Annotated in this window: 13 protein-coding genes; all 13 read left to right on the top strand. The window is 52.3% G+C overall.

Going from position 1 to position 19,208, the window contains the following annotated elements:
* Positions 1 to 68: 68 nt before the first annotated feature.
* The 13 genes from ACOZB4_RS09040 (at position 69) to ACOZB4_RS08980 (ending at position 18,913) form a co-directional block, all read left to right on the top strand.
* Positions 69 to 1,076, top strand: coding sequence for a LacI family DNA-binding transcriptional regulator (locus tag ACOZB4_RS09040; protein ID WP_379413561.1), 1,008 nt, complete (start codon positions 69 to 71; stop codon positions 1,074 to 1,076).
* 40 nt (positions 1,077 to 1,116) lie between these two features.
* Complete coding sequence (locus ACOZB4_RS09035) at positions 1,117 to 2,913, top strand: L-fucose isomerase (protein ID WP_379413564.1); 1,797 nt, start codon at positions 1,117 to 1,119, stop codon at positions 2,911 to 2,913.
* Positions 2,914 to 2,925: 12 nt separating this feature from the next.
* Positions 2,926 to 4,602: a ribulokinase gene (locus ACOZB4_RS09030; protein ID WP_379413569.1), complete on the top strand. Its 1,677-nt coding sequence runs from the start codon at positions 2,926 to 2,928 to the stop codon at positions 4,600 to 4,602.
* Positions 4,603 to 4,807: 205 nt separating this feature from the next.
* The gene (locus ACOZB4_RS09025) at positions 4,808 to 5,917 is read left to right on the top strand and encodes a glycoside hydrolase family 172 protein (protein WP_215154516.1); all 1,110 of its coding nucleotides are present in this window, start codon (positions 4,808 to 4,810) and stop codon (positions 5,915 to 5,917) included.
* A gap of 40 nt (positions 5,918 to 5,957) precedes the next feature.
* Positions 5,958 to 7,073 (top strand): DUF4185 domain-containing protein, encoded by a 1,116-nt coding sequence (locus ACOZB4_RS09020; RefSeq protein WP_422759531.1) that lies wholly within the window; start codon positions 5,958 to 5,960, stop codon positions 7,071 to 7,073.
* 76 nt (positions 7,074 to 7,149) lie between these two features.
* Complete coding sequence (locus ACOZB4_RS09015) at positions 7,150 to 8,547, top strand: ABC transporter substrate-binding protein (RefSeq protein ID WP_422759530.1); 1,398 nt, start codon at positions 7,150 to 7,152, stop codon at positions 8,545 to 8,547.
* A gap of 92 nt (positions 8,548 to 8,639) precedes the next feature.
* The gene (locus ACOZB4_RS09010) at positions 8,640 to 9,527 is read left to right on the top strand and encodes a carbohydrate ABC transporter permease (protein ID WP_076321888.1); all 888 of its coding nucleotides are present in this window, start codon (positions 8,640 to 8,642) and stop codon (positions 9,525 to 9,527) included.
* Between the two features lie 21 nt (positions 9,528 to 9,548).
* Positions 9,549 to 10,373 carry a carbohydrate ABC transporter permease gene (locus ACOZB4_RS09005; RefSeq protein WP_076321887.1) on the top strand — a complete coding sequence of 275 codons (825 nt, stop codon included), beginning with the start codon at positions 9,549 to 9,551 and terminating at the stop codon, positions 10,371 to 10,373.
* A gap of 31 nt (positions 10,374 to 10,404) precedes the next feature.
* Positions 10,405 to 12,624 carry a DUF6259 domain-containing protein gene (locus tag ACOZB4_RS09000; RefSeq protein WP_379413580.1) on the top strand — a complete coding sequence of 740 codons (2,220 nt, stop codon included), beginning with the start codon at positions 10,405 to 10,407 and terminating at the stop codon, positions 12,622 to 12,624.
* 66 nt (positions 12,625 to 12,690) lie between these two features.
* Positions 12,691 to 14,640, top strand: a complete 1,950-nt coding sequence (locus ACOZB4_RS08995; protein WP_379413582.1) for a DUF4185 domain-containing protein — start codon at positions 12,691 to 12,693, stop codon at positions 14,638 to 14,640.
* Positions 14,641 to 14,682: 42 nt separating this feature from the next.
* The gene (locus ACOZB4_RS08990) at positions 14,683 to 16,701 is read left to right on the top strand and encodes a hypothetical protein (protein ID WP_379413584.1); all 2,019 of its coding nucleotides are present in this window, start codon (positions 14,683 to 14,685) and stop codon (positions 16,699 to 16,701) included.
* A gap of 14 nt (positions 16,702 to 16,715) precedes the next feature.
* Positions 16,716 to 17,798 carry a glycoside hydrolase family 172 protein gene (locus ACOZB4_RS08985; protein WP_379413588.1) on the top strand — a complete coding sequence of 361 codons (1,083 nt, stop codon included), beginning with the start codon at positions 16,716 to 16,718 and terminating at the stop codon, positions 17,796 to 17,798.
* Positions 17,799 to 17,899: 101 nt separating this feature from the next.
* Positions 17,900 to 18,913: a LacI family DNA-binding transcriptional regulator gene (locus ACOZB4_RS08980; protein ID WP_076321883.1), complete on the top strand. Its 1,014-nt coding sequence runs from the start codon at positions 17,900 to 17,902 to the stop codon at positions 18,911 to 18,913.
* Positions 18,914 to 19,208 lie beyond the last annotated feature (295 nt).

Genomic DNA, 19,208 nt, shown 5'->3' with positions numbered 1-19,208 from the left:
TCTGTGATTGTAATCGTTTACGTAATCGATTACATAAGGGAATCATAACGTTTTGAGGTGAACAATGTTTGGCAAGAGCAACGATTAAACAAGTAGCAGCGGCAGCAGAAGTATCTACGGCAACCGTTTCAAGAGTGCTGAACGACAGCGATTATGTAAGCGATGAAATTAAAGAGCGCGTAATGGCGGCGGTGAACCAGTTGAATTACCGGCCAAGCGCCATCGCCCGAAGTCTTAAGCAGGACCGTACGTATATGATCGGGGTCATCGTTCCCGATATTTCCAACCCTTATTTCATGGGAATCTCCAGAGGTATTGAGGATATTGTAGGCAAAGAGGGCTTTCAGCTCATATTCTGCAGCTCGGACGAGAATCCGGATAAGGAAAAACGATTGCTTAAGCTTATGCAGGAAAAGCGCGTGGACGCCGTCGTACTGGCGACGTCAGGCGGAAATGATCCGGCGATCAAGCAGCTGGCAGATTCTAAAATGCCGATCATCCTCATAGACAGAAAACTGGACTCGCCTGAAATAGGATTTCGACTCGATCTGGTAGCCGAGGACAATACCGAAGGCGCAACCCGTCTAACCAGAAAACTGTTAGAGGATGGGCATACGGTCATTGGGGTGGTAAACGGCCCGACGAGATCCAGCACGGGCAGGGAGCGTCTTGACGGTGTTCGGAAGGCGATGGAGGAATACGGACTGCACGAGGAACCGATGGTGTATAATGGCGACTTCTCTACAGAGGACGGAATCCGGGCGGTACGGCATTTTCTGGGGCTGGAGCATCGGCCCACTGCGATTATATCTCTGAATAACCGAATGAGTCTTGGCGTATTGCTTGAGATTGTACGCAGTGGACTAAAGATTCCGGATGACATGGCAGTAGCTTCTTTCGGTGAGGTAGAGGCCGGTCCATTACTCAAAGGATCGGGACTTTATTATATGGAACAGCATCCCTATGAAATGGGAATCAAAGCTGGTGAGATTCTTTTACGTCGAATTCGCGAAGAAGCACCGCTGTCTGATCCGGAAATTGAAATTTACAGCAATGAAGTGAAACAGCTGAATTGACCTATAAGCTGCCGTTCTAAAAACAGAGAGGATGATGACAATGCATTATCAAACCCAAACCTGCAATCGATTGCAGAATCAATTGCCGAAGATCGGCATTCGTCCAGTCGTCGATGGTCGGAGGGGAGGCATTCGGGAATCGTTAGAGGATGTAACGATGGATATGGCGAAGCGAACTGCACGCCTGCTTACCGAAAATCTAAGGCATAGCAACGGGCTTCCGGTTGAATGCGTGATTGCCGACACCTGCATTGGAGGAGTAGCCGAAGCCGCAAGAACGGAAGAGAAGTTTGCCAGGGAAAATGTAGGACTAACCATTTCGGTGACACCTTCCTGGTGCTATCCGACGGAAACGATGGATACCCATCCGACAAGGCCGAAAGCGATTTGGGGATTTAACGGAACCGAGCGCCCCGGTGCCGTGTATCTGGCGGCAGCTCTTGGAGCACATAATCAGAAGGGACTCCCGGCTTTCTCGATCTATGGACGCGATGTGCAGGATATCGGGGATACCGAAATTACAGCTGACGTACAGGAGAAGCTTCTGCAATTTGCAAAGGCAGGCCTTGCCGTAGCGACCATGAGGGGGACTTCCTATCTGTCGATGGGTACCGTATCCATGGGAATCGCGGGTTGTATCGTCGACGAGAACTTTTTCCAGAAGTATCTTGGGATGCGCAATGAATACGTGGATATGACGGAATTTGTAAGGCGAATCGAGCTGGAAATATACGACCGCGACGAATATGAGCGGGCACTGGCCTGGATTAAAGAGAACTGCAAGCCAGGGACGGACGTCAATCCAGAGCATTTAAAGCGAACCGATGAGCAGAAGCGGCAGGATTGGGAGACCGTCGCGAAGATGGCGTTAATCGCACGCGATTTGATGGTGGGCAATCCGAAGCTGGCGGAAATGGGATACGGGGAGGAAGCGCTCGGGCGAAATGCGCTGGCAGCAGGGTTTCAAGGACAGCGTGCCTGGACGGACTATTTCCCGACCGGAGATTTCATGGAGGCAGTACTCAATTCCTCCTTTGATTGGAATGGTCTGAGGGAACCCTACATGGTTGCAACGGAGAACGATAATTTGAACGGAATTACGATGCTGTTCGGACATCTCCTGACGGACGCAGCCCAGGTATTTGCAGATGTTCGTACATATTGGAGCCCTGAAGCGGTAAAGCGTGTAACAGGGTATCAGCTTGAGGGGATCGCAGAGCAGGGCATGATCCATCTGATCAACTCCGGGCCTGCTGCCCTTGACGGAACGGGAAGGCAGACGAAGGACGGCAGACCGGCGATGAAGCCGTTCTGGGAAATCACGCAGGAGGAAGTTCAAGACTGTCTGGATGCGGTCAAGTGGTGTCCGGCTATCGATTTCTTCCGCGGCGGCGGCTTCTCAACAGACTTCACGACCCGGGAAGGCATGCCGGTCACGATTGCGAGGATCAATATGGTTGCGGGTGTCGGGCCGGTCCTTCATATTGCCGAGGGAATGACCGTGGAGCTGCCGGAGGCGGTGCACGATGTATTGGATCAGCGAAGCGATCCTACGTGGCCGACGACCTGGTTCGTGCCAAATCTGACCGGCGAGGGACTGTTCAAGGATGTATACACCGTGATGAGCAGCTGGGGATCCAACCATGCCGCCATGAGTTACGGCCATATCGGCGGAGATCTGATCACCTTGGCTTCGATGCTCCGCATTCCGGTATGCATGCATAACGTACCAGAGGAACGGATATTCCGGCCGAGCGCATGGACCGCTTTCGGCGGACTGGAGCCGGTCTCGGCAGACTACCGGGCATGCGCGTCTTATGGTCCGTTGTATAAATAGGAGGCGGATGAAATGAAGCAGTTATACACTATTGGCGTGGATTTCGGTACCGAATCGGGCAGGGCTTTGCTCGTTGATATCAATACAGGGCAAGAAGTTGCGACGCATGTGACGCCATACACGCACGGAGTTATGGACGAGGTGCTGGTCCACTCGGACTTGAAGCTGGAACAGGATTGGGCGCTGCAGCATCCGGGGGACTACATGGAAGTCCTTCAGCAATCCATCCCGCGTGTGTTGTTGGAGGCTAACGTATCACCTGATCAAGTCATAGGGATTGGCGTCGATTTTACAGCGTGTACAATGATGCCGCTGGATGCCGGGGGAACTCCGCTGTGCATGCTGGAGGAGTGGAGAGACAACCCGCATAGCTGGGTAAAGCTGTGGAAGCACCACGCGGCACAGGATGAAGCGAACCTGATTAATGAAGCCGCAATACGGCGGGGTGAGAAATTTCTTGCTCGCTATGGAGGTAAGCTCTCCTCGGAGTGGATGCTTGCGAAGTCTTTACAGATTCTGAATGAAGCTCCGGAGATCTATGAGCAGGCTGTATTGTTCATGGAGGCTGCCGATTGGGTGGTCATGCAATTGACCGGTCAGCTCGCGCGGAGCAGCTGCACCTCAGGCTACAAAGCCAATTGGCATAAACGGGAGGGATACCCGTCCAAGGAGTTCCTGAAGTCACTTGATCCGAGGTTTGGTGACCTCGTGGAGACGAAGCTGAGAGGCCCGATCAAGCCCTTGGGCTCGAAAGCGGGCGGATTAACCGAATCTATGGCAGCCATGACCGGGCTTCTGCCGGGCACCGCGGTCGCCGTAGCCATCATCGATGCCCATGCCATGGTGCCGGCCGTTAGTGTGGTAACCCCTGGCAAGCTGGTGCTTGCGATGGGAACCTCTACTTGTCACTTGATTTTAAGCGACAAGGAAGTGACGGGCGAAGGCATTTGCGGCGTCGTCGAGGACGGGATCATTCCCGGTTATTACGGGTATGAGGCCGGGCAATCGGCCGTAGGCGACATCTTCGCGTGGTATGTGGAAGAGGCTGTGCCGGAATATGTTCGTCGCAAAGCATCCGAAGAGCGGCTTGGCATTCATGAGTGGCTTGAGAAGGAAGCGGCTGGGTATGCGCCTGGCCAAAGCGGACTACTGGCACTCGATTGGTGGAACGGAAGCCGCTCTGTACTGATGGATGCCGATCTTAGCGGCGTAATGCTCGGCTTGACCCTGCAAACCAAGCCTGCGGAAATATACCGGGCGCTGCTGGAGGCCACTGCCTTTGGAACGCGGGCGATTATCGATGCTTTTACCGTAAGCGGCGTAGAAGTCCAGGAGCTCTATGCTTGCGGCGGATTGCCGCAGCGAAACCGTTTGCTGATGCAAATCTATGCTGACGTTACCGGCAAAGAAATCAAAGTAGCGGATACAATCCAGACGGCCGCTTTTGGTGCAGCCATGTTCGGTGCCGTGGCGGCAGGCAAAGAGCAAGGTGGCTTTGGGAGCATCGTTGAGGCTGCGGAAGCAATAGCCCGTGTTCGGAAAGAGACCTTTAAGCCGATTGAGGCCAATGTGCGCGTGTATGATCAATTGTACAAGGAATATAAAGGCCTTCATGATTATTTGGGCAGAGGCGAAAACGGGGTGCTGAAACGCTTGAAGGCATTAAGAAGCGGTAAATCACCGGAATGAATGTGTGAATGAAAGCCTGAATAAACGCGAGGTCACAACGAAATATCGCCTGGCGGCGTTGGACTCATAAACTGGGAATGCAGGTTCTGGAAGGACCCTGCATTCCATCACCATCAATTCTGCAATCGATGCCACATTTTGGGAAACGAGTTCTAGAAGTACTTATATAACCTTTATCCACCAATCTAAAAGGAGCGAACCATCCATGAACAATCATTCAGCATTATCTTCACTCAGCCTTACTCGCAACGGGAAAAGTAAACGGGAATCCAGCTACGACCGTTCGGGAGGCAATAAAGATTACTTCTCCATCAACCCTGGCGACCTGACCGAAATTTGCAACATTCCAGGCGCGGGCGCCATCACCCACATCTGGATGACGATGGCGACTGACGCGCCTGCTGAGGAATTGTATCTACCGCGTAAAATCGTTCTCCGCATGTACTGGGACCAGGAGGCGGAGCCCAGCGTGGAAGCGCCGATCGGTGATTTTTTCGGAATGGGGCACGGGATCACCAAAAACTATACGTCTGCGGCATTGATGATGAGTCCCGAGGACGGCAAGGCATTCAACTGCTTCTTCCGCATGCCGTTTGCGGATGGAGCCCGCATTACGATTGAGAGCGAGGCGGACCAACCGATCAAATTCTATTTCTATGTGAATTACGAATCATACGATAAGCTGCCTGAGGAGGAGCTTAGATTTCATGCCCAGTGGCATCGAGAAAATCCTACGGACGGGATACCGGATGACGAAGTGGATAACGCCTTCTATGAATTCGGCGGCAAGAATACGACCGGCGACGGGAACTATGTCATCCTGGATGCGGTGGGGAAAGGTCATTACATCGGCTGCAACTTCAATGTCCATAACCTGCGCGATACGCGGGAGTGGAACTGGTACGGCGAAGGGGACGACATGATTTTCATCGATGGGGAGCCATGGCCTCCGACCTTGCACGGAACGGGGATGGAGGATTATTTCAACACGGCCTGGTGTCCGCAGCAGGAGGTGTGCACGCCTTATCATGGCATTATTCTGGGAGGGGGACCGAACTGGAGCGGCAAAATCTCCACGTACCGGTATCATATCCTCGACCCGATCATGTTCGAGAGCAGCATCAAGGTAACGATCGAGCACGGACATAACAATCATCGGAGCGACGATGTTTCCTCTACGGCGTACTGGTATCAGGCTGAACCTCATCGTCCTTTCCCGGCGCTGCCTAAGGTGGATAAGAGAAAGCCTCTGCCGGATATCAAGCCGCTTAACGATGATAGTATGAAGCAAATATTCGGGCACTCCAACCCTTAATATAAAGGGGTGGAATAGTGAATCGAAAGGGGAGATGAGCTTGAAATTGAAATCGGCCTTGCTCGCCAGCCTACTCGTGCTTCTTTGCGGCTGCATGAGCGGCAGCAAGGTGAATCCCCAGCTAGATGGAGCAGACAAGGGCTTTATATTAACAGGCATTACCGGCCTGGAACAAATTTCGCAATTGACTGGCGAACGATCCCCCAATCGTACCGATCGATACGCGGTGTACGGTACCGATCTCGGTTCTATGATGAACGATGGGGAACGAACTTACTTCGTGTTCGGGGATACGTTCGGCGAACGGGCGCCAGATCAGATAGGCGGAGGGGGCAGCTACTGGCGCTCCAATACGATGGCCTATACCACGGATATGGAACCGGCTGACGGCATCACGTTTGAAAACATGGTGACGGATGAATTCGGTACAGCCAAGGAGCTGCTGCCCTCCGTCAAAATCGATTATGAAGAAATGACCAAAATTCCGACTCATGGCATTGCGGCAGGTGGTGCATTGTATGTGTACTACATGTCGGTCAATCATTGGGGAGATCCCGGGAAGTGGGACGCCAACTACAGCAGCGTGGCCAAATCGGTTGATAACGGTGAGACGTGGGAGCTCCAGGATCAACTGCGTTGGCCGGGGAACAGCAATTTCACTCAGGTCAGTCCCTATAAGGTAAAGAATGAAGCAGGCGGGACGGACATTTATTTCTGGGGTATTCCAGCCGGACGCTATGGCGGCGTTCAGCTCATGAAGGTGGGAGAAGAGAACATCGAGAATCTGTCCGAGTACGAGTACTATAGTGGTCTGGACGATGATGGTAATCCCAGATGGAGTACCGATAAGAAAGATGCCCAGAATGTAGTGGATGACACGGTCGGCGAGCTTTCTGTTGTATGGAACTCTTATCTGGAACGTTGGCTGATGACATATCTGAAGGAAGGCCAGGGTGTTGTCATACGTGAAGGGATGACGCCGTGGGGGCCGTGGGGCGAGCCTCTGGATTTGGTCCGAGCCGAGGATTATCCAGGACTGTATGGTCCCTATATGAATGATCGGTATACCGAGAATGACGGGCGAACGATTTATTTCACGCTATCTTTGTGGGATCCGTACAACGTCTTTTGGTATAAAGCTTCTCTGGAAAAATGACAACGGATTCAACGAATGTTCGGTTTAAATGCGAATCGCGTTTAAATAGTTTGATCCATTATAAGGAGGGTTCATGGTGCAGAAAAAAAACATCAGTTTCAAATCCTGGAAAGTTTTGTTCTCCACACTTATGGTACTGGCGCTGCTCGTTACAGGTTGTGGCGGACGATCCGGCGGCCCGGCAGGCGGAGCATCAAGCAATTCACCGGAAAATGAAAGCGCAAACAATGGTGGCAGCAGCGGCGATAAAGTCGTAATCAACTTTTGGGCGCAAAAATTCGAGGAAACGACCGATGAGTGGTTCAAAAAATGGGTCGGCGAGTACAACAAATCTCAGAATAATGTGGAAGTGAAACTGACGATCGTTCCAGGCGACGCTTGGGATCAAAAAATGAAAGCGGCTCAAGCCGCGGGGAAAGCGCCGGATATCCGAACGATCAACTACGGCAACGTGGCTAATGCCGCGAAGACAGGACAGCTGACGGCACTGAACGATTTGATGGATCCGGCAGTATTCGATGATTTGTACGACAACATGAAGGAATTTGTGTCCGTTAACGGTAAGTACTACGCTTATCCGAAGCTGGTCGAACCTTCTGCCGTCATGTTCTATCGGAAGGATTTGTTCCAGGAGGCCGGGCTTGATCCGAATCAGCCGCCGAAGTCGTGGGATGAGCTTCTGGATGCAGCTCAGAAGCTGACCAAGAAAGGCGTGTTCGGGTTATCGATCGCACAAACCGCTCCGGATTTGGGCTGGTCGAGCTGGGGGCTGCAGTATAATGCAGCAGGACATCTTGCGGTTACGGAGGACTGGTCCAAAGCAGACGTAAATAATGACGGCTACAAGGCGCTCTTGAATTTTTACCAGAAAGCTTACCAATCTGGCGTCATGCCGAAGCAGGCTCTGGCCGGATATGCGGATATCAAGCCTTTCGGCGAGGGCAAGATTGCCATCCAGATTTGCGGTTCCTGGGCGATGGGGCAGCTTCGCAACACTTATAAGGATTTGGTAGATAAAGTGGGGATTGCACCGATGGCATCGTTGGACGGCGATTTGACGAAACCGACGGCAACGCTTGGCGGCTGGTCGCTCGCGGTAGACGGAAAATCCAAGCATGCGCAAGAATCGGCAGATTTCATCTCTTATCTCCTCGCCGGGGATCCAAACATCATGATCGACTTTTTCAAGACGTCCCAATTCTCCAAGTTCTCCCCGCGTAAATCGGTGGACGAAGCGATGAAATCCGATCCGGATGCATCCAAGGATACTTGGCGTGCGCTGGTCTCTGAGCAGATCATTCCACACTCCCAGGCTGAACCGATCTATCCATGGGACATCAGCTTTGCACTCTCCACATCCATTGAGTCCGCCATGAAAGGAACGCCGGTGGATAAGGCGCTGGAGAAAGCGGAAAAGGATATTAACGATTTCATAACCAAGAACAATCTTGCCGGCACAAATCCGAAAAATTAGCGCTTTGGCGGCCACCCGGGAATTATCCCTTCAGATACGGATATCCGATTTCGGATGGCTGCCTCATCCTTAGGTCATGGTGGTGACTCTACATGTTTAAGAAAAATTACCGGCAGGACAATGGGGTGGCTTATTTGCTTCTCGCACCCATCGTCATCCTGCTGACGATCTTTGTCATCATACCTTTCTTCTATGCCCTGCGCGTGAGCTTCTATAATTGGAGCTTCTACCAGGATTCCACCTTTGTGGGCTTACAGAACTTCTATATGGTGCTGACCGATGACCTCTTTCTCCAGTCCATCTGGGTAGGGCTCAAGTTTGCCCTTATGGTCGTTCCGACAATGCTGATTCTCTCATTTCTGTTCGCCAACATCATTAAGAACCTGGGCTCCGGCTTTGCAAGCGTTGTGAAGACCTCCGTGTACATCCCAACCATCATTTCCGGGATCGTTGCATCGGTCATCTTCGTCTTTATCTTCGATTATGCAGGCGGCTTGGCCAACTACATCATCGGACTGTTCGGATACGAGCCGAAAGCGTGGCTTGCCGAAGTAGCTACGGCACTGCCCAGCATCGCAGCCCCTGCCGTATGGCTGGGCTTCGGCCTTACAACGCTGATCATGCTGGCAGGTCTCCACGATATTCCGAAAAGCTACTATGAGGCTGCGGAACTGGAAGGAGCGGGCACCTTTGTCCGGATGTGGTATATCACGATTCCGCTCATGCGCAATGTGATCCTGTATCTGCTCGTAACCGGATTTACGGCGCAAATCTCACAGTTCGAGCTGTCCCTCGTGATGACGGGCGGCGGACCGCTTAGCGAGACCACAACGCCGAACCTGTACATCTTGAACCATTTCCGCAACGACGTCATGGTCGGCAACTCGATCGCGGCATCGCTGCTGTTGTTTGTGGTCCTGGGCAGTATCTCGGCCATCATCTTCAGAGTGTTGAATTCGGAAAAAGCGATCGACGGTTAGGGAAGACAGGAGGATAACAAGATGAAAACGTTCAACGGACTTCAAAAAACATTGATGACACTCTTGACCGGCCTGGTGACCATTATGGCTCTGTTCCCGCTGCTGTGGGTCATCCTTGCCGGGTTCAAAGACAAAGCGGAGGTGCTTGCCACTCCGTTCCGATTCTTCCCGAAGAAATGGATGGTTCAGAATTACATGGACATTCTGGGTGATTCGGCCTTCATTCAAACGATGCTGGTTACATTCGGGGGCGCCGTTCTTTTTGCATCGCTAAGCTTGGCCGTTAACGCTACTGCGGCTTACGTCTTCTCCAGGCTGGAATTCCGGTTCAAGACATTTCTGTGGGTTTACGTCATCATCACCATGTTCATTCCCGGCATGGCGATCCTGCTGACCTCCTTTATCGTGGTGAATGAGATGGGCATGCTCGACACCCTTGCGGTGCTCGTATTGCCCGGGATTGCTTCCGCGGGACATATGTTCTTCATCCGCCAATTCTATCTGAATATTCCAATGGCGCTGGAAGAGGCGGCACTGATCGATGGAGCGGGCAGGATCAAGATTTTTACGCATATTTTCATTCCAATGTCGTTCCCGGTCTTTGTCATTGTGGGCATTGGCTCCTATTTAGCCTATTGGAACTCCTTCGTATGGCCGACGATGACGATTACCAATCCGGAGCTGTTTCAGATTATGCAGTACTTGTACACCTTCCGTTCCGAGCGTGCAACGGAAATGGGCATGTTGATGGCCGGATCGGCGCTTTCCTGTCTGCCGACCATTATCCTGTTCCTCTTCTTCCAGAAGCACATCATATCAGGAATCAAAATCTCCGGATTAAAATAAACGATCTAAGCCATACAGGTGGAGGTGAAGCATGATTATTCTTGAGAACAGACTCATCCGGCTTGAACTCAGCGAGACGGACGGTACGATTCAAGCTGTTCGCGATAACTTAAGAGGGATCGATTATATCGCGGTTGCGGGCATTACGGATCCCTTTCGCCTTGAGACAGACGCGGGCTTCAGCAGTTCCTTTCAGCGATTCGATTGGGGCAGGAACAAGACGGCATCCGGGCAGGATCAAGTTCGACTAAGCTGGCACACGCAGGAAGGCATGATCGTAACCTCTTCCTTGACACTCTCGGCGGAGGGGGACGGTATTGAATTCCGATGCGACGCTGAAAACAACTCGGATTGCAGATTGCTTAGTCTGGAATATCCGATTATCCCGAATTTGACCACGATTACGGAGCATGGGGAGGAGGATTATATTGCTCACCCCTTTGCTACCGGATTTGAGGTCAACGACCCGATGAAGGTGTTTGAAATGAATGGGATCGGTTTTCGTTTCATGCCGTACCCGGAAAGCTTCTCAGGGGCGACGATGCAGTTCTTTGCCTATTATGGCAAGGACAGGGGCGGGCTGTATTTCGCGGCCCTGGACGGCGAAGGCCATCCGAAGTGGCTTAATTTCTTCAAGAACGGAAACGGCATGCTGGAAGCTTCGATGATCCATGGCTGCAGTGATATGGGTACCGGTAAAGGGATTCAGCCTCATTACCCGGTGCAGCTGTCGCTTCTGTCAGGAACCGGGTGGTACGAAGCTGCTGATCGATACAAGAGCTGGGCCGTACAGCAGAAATGGTGTTCACGAGGCAAGCTTGCGGGCAGGGCTGCGAAGGAGGGGAGTCAATGGCTGCATGAGGATATGGGGGCAGCTACCTTTGGGATCAATGCGGGATCGGATCGGACTGCATGGATTCAGAAATACCATGAAAGCATCGGAACGCCGATGTTTCACATCCTGGGCCCAGACTGGACGCACCGGCCGCAAACGTTTGGCAGCGGCGTGCCTGGGGGATACGACGATTGGTTTCCGACCCGCTTCAACCCAGAGAACATCGCTCTGATCCGAAAGCTGGGCCACCGCTTCGCTCCTTTCGAGTTCGATTACCTGTATCATTTTGACGGAGCGGACGGCGCACTTGGCAGGGAAGCCGCGCAGAAATTTCCCGATCTGAAAAAAAGCGTGGATGCGTACCGCTTCCCGTTCCTCTGTCCGGCACATCCGTATACTCATGACTTTCATGTGAAACGGGATACGGCGCTGCAGCAGAGTGATGATGTCGATGCGATTTATTATGACATCTCCGCCAACAACATTCTGAAAATCTGCATGGATGAAAGTCATGGTCATCCGGTTGGAGCCGGCATCATGATAGAGGATGCCTACAGGCGGAACTATGCGGATACGAAGGCGGCCATGTGCAAAACTGCAGGCCGTTATATCCCCATGGGCACCGAGATGATCAATGAGACGATGCTGGATCTGATCGACTATTATCAGGCGCGGGCCGGAGGGCAGCCCGCAGCGCCGCTTGAAGGCTGGCCAATCCGGGAACTGCTTAAGTCAGGCGAGGCCCGCCTGATCCCGATGTTCACGTACGTATATCATGAGTACGGCGCGCTGAGACTGGATGGCTGGGGCAAGCTGACGGAGGAGATCGGGGAGCTGTACTATTTTACGGTGGCACGCACGTACCTCTGGGGCGGATTGTACGAATTGAATTACGAATACAGCCCGATGGAGGTACTGGACGGCAACGAAAATAAGGCGGAGGAGCATTACTATTCGTTTGATCCGCGCGGGTATGCCTTCTCCACGAACAGGGCAGATTACTTGGCCCTGTATGCACGACTACGGACCGGAGCAGCGAAGGCGTATTGGTCATATGGGACCATGCTTCGGCCGCTCTCCTTCGACAGCCCTCAGACTTCCATGAAATGGTTTCATTATAACCATGGTAAGGAAACACCGGAGTATAACAATGAGGGGGAACTTTTGACTGACTCCGTCATACACGCGGCATGGCAGAATGAGCAAGGAGATGTTGGCTTATTCTTTGCGAATGTGACTGAAGAGGAGCAAACGATTCGTGTAGATTTTCGTCCGGAAGACTACGGGAAAACGGCAGTGAACGGACGGCTGTTCACGCTAGCGCGTGAGCAGGCCGTTAATTGCGGTCCACAGCAAGATGCTCAGCGCTTGCTAACGCTTCCGCCCCGAAGCATGGCAATGCTGGAATTGACTTAGCCATGTATTCGAGAACATAAATAGCACCGCTGCTTAAGGCCGATGATGTGAAGGAGGATGTCCATAATGTTTACGAGGAAGATGACGACAGGTATTCTCGCCATGTCCATAATATTTGCTTCCGCTTGGGCAGGCAGCGCCAAAGCGCTGACACCGGAAGGCACGAAGATGATAGCCCGGGTAACGGGTGCAACACCTGCCGGAGAGACCATGCCGAATCCGAATCAAACCCACATTAACTACAATGTGAGCGGGACGGATTTGGGCATCGTGTGGGATAAGGGCGGCGGCGAATATTTCATTGCTTTCGGCGATACCAACGACACGGCAGGCAACTGGAACCGGAGCAATTTGCTGGCAATCTCATCAGATAAGAATCTGGAGGATGGACTTACGTTCTCAACAATGATTCAGAGCAAGCCCGGCCACGCCAAAGAGATTCTCCCCTCCAAAAAAATCAACAATGATGAGATGACAGTCATCCCGACGGCAGGCGTAACCATCGGCAACAGGCATTATATCCATTATATGTCCGTGAATCACTGGGGACCAGCAGGGCGATGGTATACGAATTACTCCGGCATCGCTTACTCGGATGACAACGGGCAGAACTGGACCAAGAGTCCGTCCGCCCGCTGGTACAACAACACGTCAACCTGGAACAATCCTTTTCAAATGGCGGCATTCCTTAAGGACAGCGGATTTGTTTACATGTATACTACGCCAAATGGCCGCTTCGGGGATGTATATCTTGCCCGGGTACCGGAGAATGCGCTGCTGAATATCGGGGATTATCGTTATTGGGACGGTAACGGCTGGTCGGCCGCACAGGCTGCGGCCCGGCCAGTGGCGATCGGTGTGGCGGGCGAGATGTCCGTTGCTTACAATGCCCACTTCAAACGGTATATCATGACCTATCTGAACGAAGACCGGCAGGCGATCGTCATGCGGGATGCGGCAACGCCGATCGGCCCATGGAGCGGGGAAAAAATTCTGGTGTCTGGAGATTTTACGGGCCTTGGTCAGTACAATGCGTATATGCATCCGCTGTCCAATAACGGGCCTGAGATGTATTTTATCATGTCGACCTGGTACCCGGATTACAATACTCATCTAATGAAGACCACGCTGGCCCCTGACATGCTCGGCGACAATCTCATCTCGGACCCAGGCTTCGAAACGCAGATAAAAACGCCGGTCATGGCTCCATGGTATGTTACGGGTGAGGGCGGCTTGGACCGCAAGCTCGGAAATGCCCGAACCGGTGAGAATAATGGCTATGTACGCAATGGCAGCGGATGGAACGCGATCAAGCAGCGGGTCGTGGTGCAGCCGTACACCAATTACACGCTGAAAGGCTGGGTTCGTACATCGAGCAACAATACGGAAGGTTACTTCGGGATAAGGGAGCCTGTAGATGGTCCCGTCGTTAAGGAAACCGCTTTTGCCCAATTGCCTGATTACACGGAACTGACGGTGACCTTTAATTCCGGGAACCGTTCTGTCGTGGAATTGTACGCGGGGATGTGGGCTGACGGGGATACCTGGCTTCAGCTGGACGATGTGTCGCTGATGAGGGATTCGAATCTGGTGGGTCATGCCGGATTTGAATCGCAAACATCTTCAAGCCTAACGTCGCCTTGGTATTCGAACGGAACTGCCGGTGTAGACCGCAATCTCGGATTTGCGCGCACCGGGGCGAACAACGCGTATGCAAGGGCCGGCAGCGGCTGGAATTCAATCAAACAGGAGATTTTTGTCGAGCCGGATACCGAATACACATTATCGGCATGGATCCGTACCTCAGACAACCATAACGATGGATATTTCGGCGTAAGGCAGCTTGGCGGAGGTCCGGTGCTAAATGAAACTGCATTTCAGCAAATTCCTGGATATACCCTGAAGACGGTTACCTTCAACTCGGGCCAGCATCATAGTCTGGAGATATACGCCGGGATGTGGGCAACGTCAGATATGTGGATTCAGGTTGACGATTTCAGCGTGGTTAAGAATTAATGATGAGCCCATGGCAGAAAACCGGGGAGAAAGGAGGAACTTATGAGACGATTACCGGAGTTATTTGTAAAGCAGTGGGATTACGACCATATTGGGCAAGCGGCTCCGAAGGTAAGTCTGCATCAACTGGACGAGGACACGATTCATTGCATACTGACCTTCGAACTGGAGCAGGAGATTCAACAGGATGACTGGCAGATGCGCTTGGAGCCGGCATTCCTGCCTCATTTTTACTGGGCGCCTCATGTAACACCGACATCCCGGCATGTGATGGACCAACACTGCTTTCGTTCGCCCGCGCTCATCGTTCATGATCATACAAGGACGCTCATGCTCATACCGGATCTGGATCTGATCACGAAGGATGCGGACGCTCGTTGGTACATGGACCTGGATGCTCCTAATAACCTGCTTGTCTTGGGAATGAGCCGAACTCGGGTGAGCGAGCATGTGCTGTTTGAGAAGGTGAATGGGGCTTCATACCCGCCAGGAATGATACGAATCGGCTTCTTTCTTAAAATGGTGGAGGCTGATCAAGCCGTATTCAATCCCTGGCGGCTGGTACTGCAGTTTTTATGGGACAGGTGGGGGCATACGCAATTCCGTCACAGTATCTATGAAGAGGTCCATCTTGACCACTATGTAAGGCATGCCTATGATTGGGCTTTTCGTCACTGGAAAGACACGGTATGGCAGGAGTTCGAATGGGACGGACGGAACGTAGGGGCTGCGGTATTCATTGCCGATGTGAGTCAAAGCCCGAATTATCCGGGCGTGCCAAACGAGCGGGAGAGCCGATCCGTCTGGAATCAGGCATGGTTCAGCTCCCTTCGCTCGGCACAAGGCATCTGTCGTTACGGCCGGGCACAAGGCGATTCGGAGTTAGTTCGGAAAGCTCTGCTAATGAAAGAGCTTGCTCTCGCTGCTCCTCAGCGCGGCGGGTTCTTTCCCGCCGTCATTGCAACGGAGATGAAGCGGGTAGTGGTAGATGGACAGGAGGTTAACCGTTCCGGGAACTGGGCGTCTGCCTTCTGGGGAAATTCCAATCGCAATCCGGCTGATCCATGGGGTTCGATTGCGGATGCCCCTTATCACGTGCTGGATATGAGCTGGACGGCGCTGCTCATGCTTCGCTGGTTTGATGAGCTAGAGCCGGATCCAAGGCTGCTGGAATATGCCGTGCGCTATGCAGATGCGCTTGTGCCCCTCCAAGACGCGAAAGGCTATTTTCCGGCCTGGCTCAATCAGGATACGTTAGCGCCGCTGGATATTCTTCGAGAGTCCCCGGAAACTTCGCTATCCGTCACTTTTTTGCTGAAGCTGCATGAATTGCGCCCGGATTCCAAATACAAGGAAGCGGCACAGCGGGCGCTGGAGGTTGTGATGAAGGAGATCGTGCCGACCGGCAGGTGGGAGGATTTCGAGACCTATTGGTCCTGCTGCGGTTATGGTCGTGAAGATCTTCCAGGCAACAAGGTGGCTAGGAATAACATGTTCAAGCAGTGCAATTTCTCCATGTTTTGGACGGCGGAAGCGTTATACCATATGTATAAAATGAGCGGCAATCCTGCCTATTTGAACGTTGGCCAATGTGTGCTGGATGAAATGCTGATGACGCAGGCTTCCTGGCAGCCTCCCTACCTGTATGTTGACGTATTGGGCGGATTCGGCGTCATGAACTGTGATGGGGAGTGGAATGATGCGCGGCAAAGCTTGTTTGCCGAGTTGATCCTGCAATATGGGATGGAACTGGATCTGCCCGAATATATTGAGCGCGGGATCGCCGCTTTGCAGGCCTCGTTCGTCATGATGTATTGTCCCGAGAATGAAAAAACAAAACAGCAGTGGGAGCGGGCGTATCCTTTCTTTAACGAGAAGGATTACGGCTTCATGATGGAGAATTACGGTCATGATGGTGTTGTGGACGAGGAGGGACGAGGCATGGGGACATTCACCATCTTCGATTGGGGGAACGGTGCGGCCGCTGAAGCTTACCTGCGAATTAAGGATCACCTGGGCCAAACGTTGAAAGAACGGTACGGATACGATATCACATACTAAAGGAGCGATAACAGATGACGAACTTTAATGGGCTCAACATGCACCTCGGAAATTTATCCCGGCTGTCCAATGCGCAGACAAGATCTATCAGCGCGGAGAATTTTACCGGTGACAAAGGAAAGGGCGGCATGGCCACCGACGGCACGGGCGCAGCGGCTTCCAGGGACTTGGGCGTGGGCTGGAAGGTCTCTCCTTCCGTGGAGATTTTACCGGGAGAAACGTTTACGATGGGTGACATTCAGGGTCCCGGGGCGATTCAGCATATCTGGCTTACCTGCCATCCGACGCTGTGGCGCAATCTGATTATCCGCATGTATTGGGACGATGAGAAGTCCCCTTCGGTTGAGGTACCCGTCGGTGATTTGTTCTGTAACGGATGGGGGGAGCGCAGCGATGTCAACTCGATTCCGGTTGCCGTGAATCCGGCCGGCGGCATGAACAGCTACTGGCAGATGCCTTTCCGCAAGCATGCCCGATTGACGATGGAGAACCGTGCGCCGGAAAAGGCAGTCCTTTACTATCAAATTGACTATACGCTGACGGACATCCCGGAAGATGAGGCTTATTTTCACGCGCAGTGGCGGAGAACGAATCCCGTTCCTTATAAAGAGGTTTATACCATTCTGGATGGCGTAACTGGACACGGGCACTATGTAGGGACTTACCTCGCTTGGCAGGTGAATAATAACGGCTGGTGGGGCGAAGGCGAGATCAAGTTCTATATGGACGGGGATCAGGATTATCCGACCCTATGCGGTACGGGAACGGAAGATTATTTTGGCGGAGCCTGGAATTGGGAGCAGCCGATTGGTACCTATCGAACCTACTCGACGCCATATCTGGGGATGCACCAAGTGCTGAAGCCGGACGGTTTGTATCGAAGTCAACAGCGTTTTGGCATGTATCGATGGCATGTCATGGATCCAATCCGCTTTCAAAGCGATCTTCGCGTGACCATTCAGGATCTCGGCTGGAGGTCCGGAGGAAGGTATCTTCCGCAGCAGAGCGATATTGCATCGACGGCATTCTGGTATCAGGCCGAGCCCCATGCGCCATTCCCGGAGCTTCCGGATAATGATGAGCGGGAGGTTATATAAAGGAGGAGCTATTGCTTACCTGGCGGTAAGGTGATAGTGTGAATCCATGGAGCCTTTTGCGGGAGCATATGGCGTTTCCATGGTTGTTAATGGAGGATAGGATGGACAAACATACGATTTATACGATTGCTGAACGGGTAGGCGTATCCCCTTCTACGGTGTCCAGAGCCTTGTCGGGACGAGGTTACTGCAGTCCCAAAACGAAGAGCAAAATTCTGGAAGCTGCCAAAGAAATGAACTATGCGCCCGATCATGCAGCGAAAATGCTGAAAATGAGACAAACCAACAAAATCATTTTTGCCGTGCCAGATATATGCAACCCTTTCTACTTCGATATGATCAACGGAATCAATCAGGTGCTGGAAGAGCATGATTACCTGATGATTCTGTTCTACACCAAGCACAGGCTCCAGGAGGAGATGAAGGCGATTCAGACCCTGCGGGAAAATGTGGCCGACGGCATGATCATGGTGTCCTTTCATTTCGGTGAAGAGAATATCGGGGCCATCAATGCACTGCAAGCACCGGTCGTGCTCACGAATAAATATGTCTCGCCGGAAGGGAATGACCGCTTCGACTATGTGTATGTGGACACATATGACGGGATCAAGCAAAGCACGGAGCATCTGATCCGTCAAGGCCTGCGCAGCATCGCCTATCTCGGCGGCAATCTGAGCGAGCAGACCGGCCACGAGCGGTTCTGCGGGTATCGGGATGCCATGCTGAATGCCGGAATACCCTTGATCCCGCGTTTTATCGCCGAATCCGATTACACCGAAAGCGGCGGTTATGCAATGGCGAAGGCGTGGCTGGAAGGGCCCGACCATCCGGAGGGCATTGTTGCCGCGAACGATTTAATGGCGATCGGGGTCATGAAGGCCTGCGAGGAAGCCGGTCTGCGCATTCCCCATGACGTTGCCGTTGTGGGGATGGATAATCTGGACCTTGCCTCCCGCGTATATCCCAAGCTGACGTCTGTTGCCTTGCAGCAGGAGGAAATCGGCCGCAAGGCAGCACAAATCCTGATGGATCGCATGTTGGGAATTCCGAGGGAAGAGCGGGCCGTGAAATTGATGCCGCAGATGGTCGTGCGGGATTCCAGTGTAAGGATTTGAAGAAAGAATAGAGTGTAATGAGAATGGCCATGCGCAAAATAACGGTTACCATTCCCATGAACGCTCAATCATTAGCTGATATGAAATTTAAGTGAACATGGTGATGAACCGTCCCTCGCAGTGAAGCTGCTCAGCGGACGGTTTTTTTGTGCTGCAACGACCTACTTTGGTACGAACGGGTATGAGTAACAAAATGTATTAAGAGTAATTAATATTACGTTATGAAGTAATTAATTATTGACTCTAAGAGTAATTTAAAATACCTTATAAAGTAACAGAGTGAATATGAGATATG

This window comes from Paenibacillus sp. NPDC058898, assembly GCF_049316025.1.
GTDB lineage: Bacteria > Bacillota > Bacilli > Paenibacillales > Paenibacillaceae > Paenibacillus_AQ.
Note: the sequence above shows the minus strand (reverse complement) of the source record. Positions and strands in the feature narration are given on the sequence as shown.

Bases quoted from the DNA above. Each gene is read 5' to 3' on its own strand.
- ACOZB4_RS08990 (WP_379413584.1), top strand. From the start codon at position 14,683: ATGAGACGATTACCGGAGTTATTTGTAAAGCAGTGGGATTACGACCAT.
- ACOZB4_RS09005 (WP_076321887.1), top strand. From the start codon at position 9,549: ATGAAAACGTTCAACGGACTTCAAAAAACATTGATGACACTCTTGACC.
- ACOZB4_RS09030 (WP_379413569.1), top strand. From the start codon at position 2,926: ATGAAGCAGTTATACACTATTGGCGTGGATTTCGGTACCGAATCGGGC.
- ACOZB4_RS09000 (WP_379413580.1), top strand. From the start codon at position 10,405: ATGATTATTCTTGAGAACAGACTCATCCGGCTTGAACTCAGCGAGACG.
- ACOZB4_RS09035 (WP_379413564.1), top strand. From the start codon at position 1,117: ATGCATTATCAAACCCAAACCTGCAATCGATTGCAGAATCAATTGCCG.
- ACOZB4_RS08995 (WP_379413582.1), top strand. From the start codon at position 12,691: ATGTTTACGAGGAAGATGACGACAGGTATTCTCGCCATGTCCATAATA.
- ACOZB4_RS08985 (WP_379413588.1), top strand. From the start codon at position 16,716: ATGACGAACTTTAATGGGCTCAACATGCACCTCGGAAATTTATCCCGG.
- ACOZB4_RS09010 (WP_076321888.1), top strand. From the start codon at position 8,640: ATGTTTAAGAAAAATTACCGGCAGGACAATGGGGTGGCTTATTTGCTT.
- ACOZB4_RS08980 (WP_076321883.1), top strand. From the start codon at position 17,900: ATGGACAAACATACGATTTATACGATTGCTGAACGGGTAGGCGTATCC.
- ACOZB4_RS09025 (WP_215154516.1), top strand. From the start codon at position 4,808: ATGAACAATCATTCAGCATTATCTTCACTCAGCCTTACTCGCAACGGG.